Source organism: Bradyrhizobium sp. (assembly GCF_019242285.1).
Taxonomy (GTDB): Bacteria; Pseudomonadota; Alphaproteobacteria; order Rhizobiales; family Xanthobacteraceae; genus Bradyrhizobium.
Window position 1 is genome coordinate 1 of record NZ_JAFAVV010000553.1, and the last position, 12,324, is coordinate 12,324.

Annotated in this window: 9 protein-coding genes and 1 pseudogene; 7 read left to right on the forward strand and 3 right to left on the reverse strand. The window is 65.9% G+C overall.

Annotation, left to right across the window (positions count from 1 at the left end; all coding sequences use genetic code 11):
* Positions 1 to 311 (reverse strand): annotated as a pseudogene (locus tag JOY90_RS22420) (hypothetical protein); the annotation flags it as partial.
* A gap of 517 nt (positions 312 to 828) precedes the next feature.
* Between JOY90_RS22420 and JOY90_RS22425 the strand changes: the two are divergent.
* From JOY90_RS22425 to JOY90_RS22440, 4 genes are all read left to right on the forward strand, one after another.
* A complete protein-coding gene (locus JOY90_RS22425) occupies positions 829 to 2,397 on the forward strand; it encodes an ABC transporter ATP-binding protein (protein WP_291693300.1) in 1,569 nt (522 codons plus the stop codon).
* Entirely contained in the window at positions 2,381 to 3,472 is a 1,092-nt protein-coding gene (locus JOY90_RS22430) for an ABC transporter permease (RefSeq protein ID WP_291693301.1), read from the forward strand. Before JOY90_RS22425 ends, JOY90_RS22430 begins: the two co-directional genes overlap by 17 nt.
* Positions 3,459 to 4,376: an ABC transporter permease gene (locus tag JOY90_RS22435; RefSeq protein WP_291693302.1), complete on the forward strand. Its 918-nt coding sequence runs from the start codon at positions 3,459 to 3,461 to the stop codon at positions 4,374 to 4,376. The genes JOY90_RS22430 and JOY90_RS22435 overlap by 14 nt, the downstream gene beginning before the upstream one ends.
* A gap of 75 nt (positions 4,377 to 4,451) precedes the next feature.
* On the forward strand, positions 4,452 to 5,531 hold the full coding sequence (locus JOY90_RS22440; RefSeq protein WP_291693303.1) for a BMP family ABC transporter substrate-binding protein: 1,080 nt from the start codon (positions 4,452 to 4,454) through the stop codon (positions 5,529 to 5,531).
* Between the two features lie 67 nt (positions 5,532 to 5,598).
* Here the strand turns inward: JOY90_RS22440 and JOY90_RS22445 are convergent, their stop codons facing one another.
* Positions 5,599 to 6,945, reverse strand: coding sequence for an 8-oxoguanine deaminase (locus JOY90_RS22445; RefSeq protein WP_291693304.1), 1,347 nt, complete (start codon positions 6,943 to 6,945; stop codon positions 5,599 to 5,601).
* Between the two features lie 120 nt (positions 6,946 to 7,065).
* Here JOY90_RS22445 and JOY90_RS22450 point away from each other — a divergent pair, with 120 nt between their 5' ends.
* Together JOY90_RS22450 and JOY90_RS22455 are read left to right on the forward strand one after the other, a co-directional pair.
* Positions 7,066 to 7,884: an FAD binding domain-containing protein gene (locus JOY90_RS22450; RefSeq protein ID WP_291693305.1), complete on the forward strand. Its 819-nt coding sequence runs from the start codon at positions 7,066 to 7,068 to the stop codon at positions 7,882 to 7,884.
* Between the two features lie 3 nt (positions 7,885 to 7,887).
* Positions 7,888 to 10,632: a molybdopterin cofactor-binding domain-containing protein gene (locus JOY90_RS22455; RefSeq protein ID WP_291693306.1), complete on the forward strand. Its 2,745-nt coding sequence runs from the start codon at positions 7,888 to 7,890 to the stop codon at positions 10,630 to 10,632.
* On the opposite strand, the gene uraD is transcribed toward JOY90_RS22455, so the two are convergent.
* Positions 10,617 to 11,504 carry a 2-oxo-4-hydroxy-4-carboxy-5-ureidoimidazoline decarboxylase gene (gene uraD / locus JOY90_RS22460; protein WP_291693307.1) on the reverse strand — a complete coding sequence of 296 codons (888 nt, stop codon included), beginning with the start codon at positions 11,502 to 11,504 and terminating at the stop codon, positions 10,617 to 10,619. The two genes, JOY90_RS22455 and uraD, sit on opposite strands and share 16 nt — an antisense overlap.
* 173 nt (positions 11,505 to 11,677) lie before the next feature.
* Here uraD and JOY90_RS22465 point away from each other — a divergent pair.
* A partial coding sequence (locus tag JOY90_RS22465) for a urate hydroxylase PuuD (protein WP_291693308.1) occupies positions 11,678 to 12,324 on the forward strand: 647 nt, incomplete at its 3' end.

Here is a 12,324-nt window from a genome sequence, read left to right on the forward strand (position 1 = left end):
GGATCGTTATGATCCGACTTGAACATCGAGATGGTGAAGAAGTTGGTGCCGTACTGCCAGATGTCGAAATGGGTGAACGAATAGACCTGCTTGGCGGTCTTGCCGTCGATGCTGCCATTCGGGCGCACCGAGAAGACGCCCGGGTCGGTGCCCTTCGGCATCCAGGAGAAGGTCACACGGTCATCGATGACGAGGAAGAACGGCAGATCGGTCGCCGCCTTCGCCTTGACAGGGAGATCGGCGGCCCTGGCCAGACCGGACGCGGCGAGCGCGATGGCGCCGGCTGCAATTGCTATTTTTCGGAACAACATCGTGAGCACCCCCAATTGAACGACGAACGAGATCGCTTGCACGACAGTTGCGCCGTTCCCGAAGCGGGAGAAGCCTCAACTTTTCCCAGACGGCGCCGCAGATTTGATCAAGGCGAGGCTGACGATCATGCCATCGCAACGCCGGGCCATGGCGCCGCCGAAGCCGCCCACGATCTCGGGGCGACGCGCTCGCAAACGCCGAACGCGCCTGTAGTTGCTCGCCTTTTCGCGATTGGGCGATCGTACAAGGTCCGCGGTGTTCGGGACCGTGACGGACAACGTCCCGCGCCTGTGCGCAATCCGCAGATGTTGCACATCCGGCGGGCAGCGCTGCTGTGGCCATTCCGATTTCCAGCAAGTGTCACAGAATTGCAACAAGGACGACTCACTGAAAAACCGAAGCGTATCAAGGCGCGTGGGCCTAATAGTTGGGCAATAGCTGATGATTTTCCCCACTTACACGGCCGCCCGGATTAGCTCAGAATTGAGGCAGCTTCTCCAAGCCACGTGACGGTGAATGTCCGAAACGACACCAGGCGGATCGCCTCCAGACGCAAAGCCCCTGCTGCAAACCATCGGGCTGACCAAGCGCTACGGCACGTTCCTCGCCAACGACGGTATCGATACCGAGATCTGGCCCCGGCAGATCCACGCCCTGCTGGGCGAGAACGGCGCCGGCAAATCGACCCTGGTGAAGCTCATCTACGGGTTGCTCCAGCCCAGCGCCGGCGAGATGCGCTGGGAGGGGCATGTCATGGTGCTGGCGGGGCCAGCGCAAGCGCGTGCGCGTGGAATCGGCATGGTGTTCCAGCATTTCTCGCTGTTCGACAATCTCACCGTGGCCGAGAACGTGGCGCTCGGGCTCGACGGCAAGGAATCGTTCAAGGATATCTCCGCCCGGCTGCGAGAGGTTTCGCGCCTCTACGGGCTGCCGCTCGATCCGAAACGCGAGGTCTGGCAGTTGTCGGTCGGCGAACGCCAGCGCATCGAGATCGTCCGCGCGCTGATGCAGAATCCGAGATTCCTGATCCTCGACGAGCCGACCTCGGTGCTCACGCCGCAGGAGGCCGATCAACTGTTCGCCGTGCTGGAGCGGCTCAAGGCGGAAGGGCGCGCCATCCTCTACATCAGCCACAAGCTCGACGAGGTGAAGCGCCTGTGCGACACCGCGACCATCCTGCGTACCGGCCGCAAGGTTGCAACCTGCAGTCCGAAGGCGGAAACCGCGGGCTCGCTCGCCCGCATGATGGTCGGTACAGAGATCAAGGAGATCAGGGCTGCAACCAGAGCCGCCAGGATGCCGCGGCTCGTCGTCAACCACCTCGATCTCGTGCCCGATGATCCTCATGGTGTGCGTCTCGATGACGTTTCGCTCGAGCTCAAGGGCGGCGAAATCCTCGGCATGGCCGGTGTTGCCGGCAACGGCCAGGACGAGCTGTTCGCCGCGCTTTCCGGCGAGCGGCTGGTCGAACAGTCCAACGCCATCGTCATCGAGGGCATCGCTGCCGGCGCGCTGTCGATCACCGCGCGCCGAAGGTTGGGCGCTGCGTTCGTGCCGGAGGAGCGGCTCGGGCACGGCACCGCGCCGCGCATGAAGCTCTCCGATAACACGCTGCTGACCGGGCACGCAGCGCCCGGCATGGTCAGGCACGGCTTCGTCGATACGCAAAGAGTGCTGGCCGCCGTCGATCGCATCACGGAAAGCTTCGACGTGCGAAAGGCCCGCCGCGACCCGGAGGCGGCGAGCCTCTCCGGCGGCAATCTGCAGAAGTTCGTGGTCGGGCGGGAAATCCTCCAAAACCCCGGTGTCCTCGTGGTCAGCCAGCCGACCTGGGGGGTCGATGCCGGCGCTGCCACGGTGATCCGGCAGGCCCTGCTCGACCTCGCCGCAGGCGGCACCGCCGTTCTCGTCATCAGCCAGGATCTCGACGAGCTGATCGAGATCACCGATCGGATCGCCGTGATGTTTCACGGCCGGCTGTCGGCGTCGTTGAAGACGGCCGACGCCACGCGTGAACAGCTCGGGCTGTTGATGGGCGGCAGCCACCCGGGACAAGAGGATACGGCGCATGCAGCTCGTGCTTGAAAAGCGCGCCGAGCAATCGACCGCCGCCGCGCTGGTCTCGCCGCTGGTCGCGATTGCCGCAACGCTCGCGACGATGAGCCTGCTGCTCGCCCTGCTCGGCAAGAATCCGGCGGCGGCCCTGATTGTGTATTTCGTCGATCCTCTCACCGATGGCTATTCCCTGCAAGAGATCGCAGTGAAGGCGACGCCGCTGGTGATGATCGCGGTTGGGCTTGCGCTCTGCTACCTCGCCAATGCCTGGAACATCGGCGCCGAGGGACAATTCCTGATCGGCGCGGTGGCGGGAAGCTGGATCGCGGTAAAGACGCAAGGCACCGACGCCGGCCACTGGGTGCTGCCGGCGATGCTCGCTTCCGCCGCGATCGCCGGCGCGCTCTACGCGCTGATCCCCGCGATTGGCAAGGTCAGGTTCGGCGCCAGCGAAATCCTGACCAGCCTGATGCTGGTCTATGTCGCCGAGCTCTTCCTCGACTATCTCGTGCGCGGACCCTGGCGCGATCCGGCGGGCTTCAACTTCCCGACCACGGCCGAGTTCGATCCGGTCGCGACGGTGCCCGTGCTGGTCGAGGGCGGCCGCCTGCATCTCGGCGCGATTCTGGCCCTGCTGGCCGTAGCCGCGGCCGCGGTGTTGCTCGGGCGTACCCTCAAGGGTTTTGAGATCAGGGTCGTCGGCGCCGCCCCGCGTGCGGCGCGATTCGCCGGCTTCGACCCCGACCGTGCAATCCTCGTGACCTTCGCCGTTTCCGGCGCGCTGGCCGGGCTGGCGGGGATCATCGAGGTGGCAGGGCCGATCGGTCATCTGCAGCCCGGCATTTCGCCGGGATATGGTTTCACGGCGATCATCGTCGCATTCCTCGGCCGGCTGAACCCGGTTGGAATACTAATTGCAGGGCTGTTTCTGGCATTGACCTTCATCGGCGGCGAGCAGGCCCAGATCGCAATGAAAATCCCGCTGGACGTCACCAAGGTCTTCCAGGGCATCCTGCTGTTCTACGTGCTCGCCTGCGATTCCCTCATTCTCTATCGTTTCAGGTTCATTTCAAAATCACCCGGGGTGCTCCGTGGAACTGGTTGAGGCGATCATCCTCTCCGTGCTGGCGGCTTCGACGCCGCTCCTGATCGCGGCCACCGGCGAGCTCGTGACCGAGCGCTCCGGCGTGCTCAATCTCGGCGTCGAAGGCATGATGATCATGGGGGCGGCCTGCGGACTCGGCGGGACCTGGCTGACCGGCTCGATCATCGTGGGCGCGCTGTGCGGGATGATCGCGGGGATGCTGCTGTCGCTGATCTTCGCCACCATGACACTCGGCCTCGCCGTCAACCAGGTGGCGACGGGACTGGCGCTCACGATCTTCGGCATCGGGTTGTCCGGCCTGATCGGCGCCGGCTTCGTCGGCGAGCGGATCGCCACCGCGCCGCATCTGCATCTTCCTAGCCCTACCGACGTTCCCTTCGGGGGACGCATCCTGTTCGGCCAGGATGGCTTCGTCTATCTGTCGCTCGCGCTGATCGTCGCTGTCCGGTGGTTCCTGTACCGGACCCGCGCGGGCCTGGTCCTGCGCGCCTGCGGCGACAACCACGTCTCCGCGCATGCGCTCGGCTATCCCGTGCTGCGCATCCGGCTGCTGGCTACGATGTTCGGGGGCGCCTGCGCCGGACTCGCGGGCGCCTACCTGCCGCTCGCCTACACCCCCTTCTTCATTCCGGGCATGACCGCAGGCCGCGGCTGGATCGCACTGGCGCTCGTGGTGTTCGCCTCCTGGCTTCCGGGCCGGCTCGTGATCGGCGCCTACCTGTTCGGCGCGGTGTCGATCCTGCAACTGCACGCGCAGGGCGCCGGGATCGGCATTCCCTCCCAGTTCATGTCGGCGCTGCCCTATCTTGCGACCGTGATCGTTCTCGTGGCTCTGTCGCGGGCGCGTTCGGGCGGCTCGACCACTCCCGCTTCGCTCGGCACGGTGTTCGTGCCGGACCGCTGATTGCTTGGCTGGACGCGCGCGTTGGGCCGCCGCGTCCGGGAATGGAACGTTCGCCCCGATATTTGGAGATCGACGATGAGGAACGGATTTCTTGCGGCGGTTGCCGCGCTGCTGCTCGCGAGCGGTGTTTCCGGCGCCGCCTCCGCGGCCGACAAATTGAAGGTCGGCTTCATCTATCTCGGTCCGATCGGCGATCTCGGCTGGACCTATCAGCACGAGCTCGCGCGCCAGGCGGTCGTCAAGGAATTCGGCGACAAGATCGAGACCACCTATCTCGAGAACGTCGCCGAGGGGCCCGATGCCGAACGTGCCATCGAGCAGCTCGTTCGCGCCGGCAACAAGCTGATCTTCACCACCTCGTTCGGCTACATGGATCCGACGCTGAAGGTCGCGAAGAAATATCCCAACGTGCATTTCGAGCACGCCACCGGCTACAAGCGCGACAAGAACATGTCGACCTATTCGGCGCGCTGGTACCAGGGCCGTTACATCCAGGGCCAGATCGCCGCCAGGATGTCGAGGGCCGGCGTGCTCGGCTATATCGGCTCGTTCCCGATCCCTGAGGTCATCAGCGGCATCAACGCGACGATACTCGGCGCGCAGTCGATCAATCCCAACGTCAAGGTCAAGATCATCTGGGCCAACTCCTGGTTCGACCCGCCCAAGGAGGCGGACGCCGCCAAGGCGCTGATCGACCAGGGCGCCGACATCATCATGCAGCACACCGATTCGCCGGCGGCGATGCAGATCGCGGCCGAGCGCGGCAAGCTCGCCTTCGGGCAGGATTCCGAGATGATCAAGTTCGGGCCGCAGTCGCAGCTCACCTCGATCCTCGACACCTGGGCACCCTACTACATCTCGCGCGTCAAGGCCGAGCTCGACGGCAGCTGGAAGGAGCAGGACACCTGGGGAGGGCTCGAGACGAAAATGTTCGAGATGGCGCCCTACACCAACATGCCCGACGACGTGAAGAAGATGGCGGAGGAGACCCAGGCCGCCATCACCGCGGGCAAGCTGCATCCGTTCAAATGCCCTGTCGTGGCGCAGGACGGCACCACCGTCGAATGCAAGGGCGGCGATCACCTCGACGACGGGCAAATCCTCGGCATGAACTTCTATGTCAAAGGCGTCGACGACAAGGTGCCGGGGAAATAGAGGCGGCAGCGCGCGCTTCTCTTCACCTCTCCCCGCTCTTTGCGGGCGAAGGGCGAGGAGAGGGAGTTCACCCGTTCGCCATCCGCCTCGCCGCCGCGCTGTGGCGGCGGATCAGGTCGGCGACATCGAGCCCGGGTATCGCGCCGTCCACAACCACCCACCTTCCTCCGACCATGACGCGATCGGCGCGATGGGCGCCGCACAGGACCAGCGCGGCGAGTGGATCGCCATGGCCGGAGAAGCGCAATTCATCGAGCCTGAACAGCGCGAGATCGGCGGCCTTGCCGACGGCGATCTCGCCAAGCTCGGGCCGGCCGACGCAGGCCGCCGATCCCTTGGTCGCCCAGCGCAGCGCGTCCTTGTGGCTGACCTCGAGCACGCCGTAGCGCGCACGCTGGAGCAGGAACGCGGCGCGCACCTCCTGCATCAGATTGGAGCCATCGTTCGACGCCGAGCCATCGACGCCGAGGCCGATGCCGACGCCGGCCGCTTCCATCTCGCACACCGGGCAGCAGCCCGAAGCCAGGATCTGGTTGCTGCAGGCGCAATGGCTGATCGTGGTCTTCGCGCGCGCCAGCCGCTGCATCTCAGCGGCATCGAAGAAGATGCCGTGCGCGAGCCATGTCCGCGTGCCGAGCCAGCCGCACTGATCGAGATAGTCGAGCGGCCGGCAACCATGAATCTGCTCGCAGAACCGGTTCTCGTCCCCGGTCTCGGCCAGATGCGTGTGCAGGCGCAGGTCGAGCTTCTCGGCAAGCTCCGCGGTCCGGCGCATCAGCGAGGTGGTCACCGAGAATGGCGAGCATGGCGCAAGCGCGATCTGCACCATCGCGTCCTCGCCGCGCTGGTGATGTTTCGCGACCACGCGCGCGCTGTCGGCAAGGATGGTATCCTCGTCCTGTACCACGCTGTCAGGCGGCAGGCCGCCGTCGCGCTCGGAGCGGTTCATCGAGCCCCGCGTCAGGAGCACGCGCACGCCCAGGCGCTGGGCAACCGCCACCTCGATGTCGACCGCCTCCTCCAGGCCTGCCGGGAACACATAATGATGATCGGTCGTCATGGTGCAGCCGGAGAGCAGGAGCTCCGACATCGCCACGGTGACCGCGAGCTCCAGCGCCTCCGGCGTCAGCCGGGCCCACACCGGATAGAGCGCCTTCAGCCAGGGAAACAGCTCGCGGTCCATCGCTGCCGGCAAAGCGCGCGTCAGCGTCTGGTAGAAGTGATGGTGCGTGTTGATCAGCCCCGGCAGCACCACATGCGCAGCGGCATCGAATACGACGGCGTCTGCCGCTGCTTGACCGCCCGTAGGGATCAGCTCGACGATACGGCCGCCGCGAATCACGACGCCGCGCTCAGCGCCCTCGGCGAGGATGCCGAGCGGGTCCTTGATCCAGATCGCCTGTGGCTGCTGCATTGCTAGCGTGCTCCCGAGCTGTTGAAAATCACTTCCTGCGATCCGGCAACGCCCTGATTGGCGCCCATCTTGCAAGACTGTTACAGGGAGCAACGACCCGTTGAAAGCGCAAGCCTGGTCATGGACCTGAACACCATCACGGCGATAGCCCGTCCGCGCATGCGGGACGAACTGCCGCCCTGGACCACAGGCGACGCCTGGCTCGCCGGTGGAACCTGGCTGTTCTCCGAGCCGCAGGTCCATCTCAATCGGCTGATCGACCTCGCCGCGCTCAAATGGCCGGCGCTGACCATCACGACAAAAGGCCTGTCGATCGCGGCCACCTGCACCATTGCCGAGCTCGATGCGCTCGCCTGCCCGCCGGACTGGCTTGCCGCGCCCTTGATCAACCAATGCTGCCGCGCCTTCCTGGCCTCGTTCAAGATCTGGAAGACTGCGACCGTCGGCGGCAATCTCTGCATGTCGCTGCCGGCCGGACCCATGATCTCGTTGACGGCAGCGCTCGACGGCGTCTGCACCATCTGGCGACCGGGCGGCGAGCGCCAGATTGGCGTCGCCGACTTCGTGTCCGGCGATCAGCGCAACGTGCTCGTGCCCGGCGAGCTGCTGCGGCAGATCGATATCCCGGTTGCAGCCCTCAGGCGCCGCACGGCGTTCCGGCAAATCTCGCTGACCCCGGTCGGCCGATCGGCGGCGCTTCTGATCGGCAGCGTCTATGACGACGGAAGGTTTGTCCTCACAGTAACAGCTTCGACCAGACGTCCGATCAGGCTGCCGTTCAGCCGGATACCGCAAGCCGCTGAGTTGCGCGAGGCGATCCTGCAGCGCATCCCCGATGGGCTCTATCACGACGACCTTCATGGCAAGCCCGACTGGCGCAAGGCCATGACCTTGCGGCTTGCCGAGGAGATCCGTGTCGAATGCGCAGGCACGGCCTGACGCATGAACTTCGAGATCAACGGCAAGAGCTTCACGCAGACGCCGCGCGCCGGACAATGCCTGCGCACCTTCCTGCGCGAGCTCGGACATTTCGGCGTCAAGAAGGGATGCGACGCCGGCGACTGCGGCGCCTGCAGCGTGATGATCGACGGCGAGCCGGTGCATAGCTGCCTGATTCCGGCCTTTCGCGCCGAGGGACATGCGGTGACCACCATCGAAGGCCTTGCAAGCAAGGAAGCGCCGCACCCCATGCAGCAGGCCTTTCTCGAGGCGCAGGCGTTCCAGTGCGGCTTCTGCACCGCCGGCATGATCCTGACCTGCGCGTCGCTGAACCAGGCGCAGCGGCAGGACCTCGGCGTCGCGCTGAAAGGCAATATCTGCCGCTGCACCGGCTACCGCGCGATCGAGGATGCGCTCGACGGGCGGACCAACATCGAGAGTGTCGCGCCGGGCGAAGCCTTCGGCCGCAGCCTTCCCGCGCCGGCCGGACCTGAGGTGGTGCGCGGCGCGGCACGCTACACTTTCGATGTCGAGATCGAAGGGCTGCTGCACATCAAGCTCGCGCGCTCGCCATATCCGCACGCACGCATCCGTGCGATCGACAAGGCATCCGCACTCGCCGTTCCCGGTGTGCGCGCCGTACTGACGCACGCGGATGCGCCCGACCGGCTGTTCTCGACCGCCCGGCACGAGAGGGCCTGGATGGACCCGGACGACACGCGGGTGCTCGACGACGTCGTCCGCTTCGTCGGACAGAAGGTCGCCGCCATCATCGCCGAGACGGAAGCCGCCGCCGAGGAGGGTTGCCGCCGGCTCAAGGTCGACTACGAAATATGGCCGCATGTGGTCGACCCCGAAGCGGCGATTGCGTCGGGCGCGCCAGTCCTGCATCCCGACCGCAGGGTGGAGAACCGCGTCGCCAACGCCGCGCGCAACATCGTCGCGGAGGCGCATGGCGAATATGGCGATGTCGCGAGCGCGCTCGCTCAATCGGCGGTCACTTATGAAGGCACGTTCACCACCCACCGCGTCCAGCACGCTGCGCTGGAAACCCACGGCGGCCTCGCCTGGATCGACGAAGGCGTGCTCAACGTCCGCTCCTCCACGCAGGTGCCGTTCCTGACCCGCCGTGCGCTCAGCGAGCTGTTCGACCTTCCGCCCGACAAGGTCCGGGTGTTCTGCGAGTGCGTCGGCGGCGGCTTTGGCGGCAAGCAGGAGATGCTCGTCGAGGACATTCTCGCGCTCGCCGCGCTGAAGACCGGGCGGCCGGTCAAGCTCGAGCTGACCCGCGAGGAGCAGTTCATCGCCACCTCGACGCGTCATCCGATGCGAGTCACCGTGCGAGCCGGCGCCGACGAGAACGGCAAGCTCACGGCGCTGCAGCTCGACGTGCTCTCCAACACCGGCGCCTATGGCAACCATGCGGGCCCCGTGCTGTTCCACGCCTGCGCCGAATCGCTCGGCGTCTACAATTGCCCGAACAAGAAGGTCGATGCAGTCGCGGCCTACACCAACACGGTGCCGGCCGGCGCGTTTCGCGGCTATGGCCTGCCGCAGGGTCAGTTCGCGGTCGAGGCCACGATCGACGAGCTGGCGCGGCAGCTCGGCCTCAGCCCGTTCGAGATGCGCCGCCGCAACATCGTCCGCCCCGGCGACCCGATGCTGTGGCCGCCCGACAACGGCTATCATGACGTGCTCTATGGCTCCTACGGGCTCGATCAGTGCCTCGACCTGGTCGAGCGCGCGATGCAGGCGGCAACGCCAGCCACCGGTTTGCCGCCGGGCTGGCTGGTCGGCGAGGGCATCGCACTGACCATGATCGACACCGTCCCGCCGGACGGTCACATCGCCGATGCGACCATCGCGCTCCGTGACGATGGCGGCTTCGAGCTCGTCGTCGGCACCGCCGAGTTCGGCAACGGCACCTCGACCGTGCATCGCCAGATCGCGGCAACGGCACTCGGGACCAGTGTCGACCAAATTCGCCTGAAGCAATCCGACACCGCTCATGGCGGTCACGACACCGGCGCCTATGGTTCGACCGGCACGTTTGTTGCCGGGCGGGCGACGCAGGCGGCGGCGGAAAATCTGTCGATCGAGCTCAAGACGTTCGTAGCCGCTGCCATCGGTGTAGAGGCCGACGCCTGCGTGCTCGACAGCGACTCCATCGTCTGCGGCGACAAGCGGCTCACATTCGCGCAGATCGTCCGATCGGCCCGCGCCCAAGGCAGGAGGCTCGCGGCCAGCGGCAGCTCGGCCGGCACGCCGCGCTCGGTCGCCTTCAACGTGCAGGGATTTCGGGTCGCCGTGAACCCGGGCACCGGCGAGATCAGGATCTTGAAGAGCGTGCAGGCCGCGGACGCCGGCCGCGTCGCCAATCCGATGCAATGCCGCGGCCAGGTCGAGGGCGGCGTCGCGCAGGCGCTGGGCGCGGCGCTGTATGAGGAGATGGTGATCGATACGGACGGCCGCGTCGTCAATCCGCGCTTCCGCGACTACCACCTGCCCTCCTTCGCCGACGTGCCGCGCACCGAGGTGCTGTTTGCGGATACCTCCGACACGCTGGGGCCGATGGGCGCGAAATCGATGAGCGAAAGCCCCTACAATCCCGTCGCCGCGGCGCTCGGCAACGCGCTGCGCGACGCCGCCGGCATCCGCTTCACCGCGACGCCGTTCAAGCGGGACCGGCTGTACCCACTGCTGCAGGCGAAGCTGGCTGCGCAAGGGAAGGATCAGCTCCCGCGATAGGTCGTGTAGCTCCAGGGCGTCACCAATAGCGGCACATGAAGATGGCCTTCCGGCTCGCTGACCGAAAAGCGCAAGGCGATCTCGTCGAGGAACGGCGGGTCGGACAGCGGCACGCTGCGCGCGGCAAAATAGCCGGCGACGCTGAAGCGCAATTCGTAGCGGCCGATCGGCACCGGGCTGCCGCCGATCAAGGGCTGATCGGTGCGGCCGTCAGCGTTGGTCACCGCACGCGTCACGACGCGGCTTACACCGAGCGCGGAGAGCTCGACCAGCTCGACGGCGATCCCGGCGGCCGGCGTGCCGCCGTGGGTGTCGAGCACATGCGTCGACAGGCGCCCGATCACCGGCAGGCGGTCGTCGGCCGCAACCAGCGAATCCAGCCGCAATGCGGCGATCCGAAAGATCTCCTCGATCGATCGCCGCACCTCGGTGGCGGCATCGTTCGACAGTCGCCGCTCGAAATCACGCAGGATGGAATCCCTGGTCTGGCGGCGGGCGCAGACGATGTAGGGAAAGCCGAATTTGCCGTAATAGGCATTGTTGGCGCGCGCGAACGCCTGGTATTCCGCGTCCGACAGCCGGTCGAGGCCGACGCTGTCCTGCTCGGAGGTCGATTCCGCCGTGAGGCCCGCCGCACGCTGGGTCTTGTTGGCGAGATCCGGGTGCGCCCTGATCAGGGCGAGCCTGACCTCGCCGGACGCCCGCTCGACGGCAGCCTTCATCGCCTCGAACAACGATCTGACGCCGGCGAAGGGCCGCTGCGAGACGACCTGCTCGGCAATCCAGGGCGAATGCTCGAACACGTTGGCCAGTGCGGCCGTGAAATCGGCTGCGCTGTCTTCGTTTAATTCGGCGAGGGATCGCTGCGTCATGTTTCAGTGCTCTCCTCATATTCCGATTCGGAAGTCTGCCTCGTCAGACGAAAATCCTGTGCTGTCTTCTTGAGCATGTCGTCGCCACTCCTTTCGGCATGTACAGGAAGGGACTGGAAAAGCACTCCGATTCTGATGATCATCGGCCGCCGCAATGATGAACGGAAACAGAGATGTGGGAAACTATCCTGTCGGAATGGATGAGCCTGATCTTCCGCTGGCTGCACGTGGTTGCCGCCATCGGCTGGATCGGCAGCTCGTTCTACTTCATCCATCTCGACCTCAGCCTCAAGCCGAATACCGCCCTCCCCGGCGGCGTGCAGGGCGAGGCCTGGCAGGTGCATGGCGGCGGCTTCTATCACATCGTGAAGTATCTGATCGCGCCGGCGCGGCTGCCGGACGAGCTGACCTGGTTCAAGTGGGAGGCTTATACCACCTGGCTGTCCGGCTTCGTGTTGATGGTGATCGTCTACTATCTCGATGCCGAGTTGTTCCTGGTCGACAAATCCGTGCTCGACCTGACGCCGTTGCAGGCCGGCCTGTTCAGCTTCGGCAGCCTCGCTCTCGCGTGGCTGCTCTATGAGGCGGCCTGCCGCACCGGGCTTGCGCGCCACGAGCTGGCTTTTGCCTGCGGCGGCTACGTCTTCCTGGTCGCGCTCACCTTTGCCTTCACCCATGTGCTGAGCGGCCGCGGCGCCTTCAACCAGATCGGCGCCATCATCGGCACCGTCATGGTCGCCAACGTCTTCCTGCTGATCATCCCGAACCAGAAGAAGATCGTCGCGGCCCTGCTCGCCGGCCAGTCGCCGGACCCGAAGCT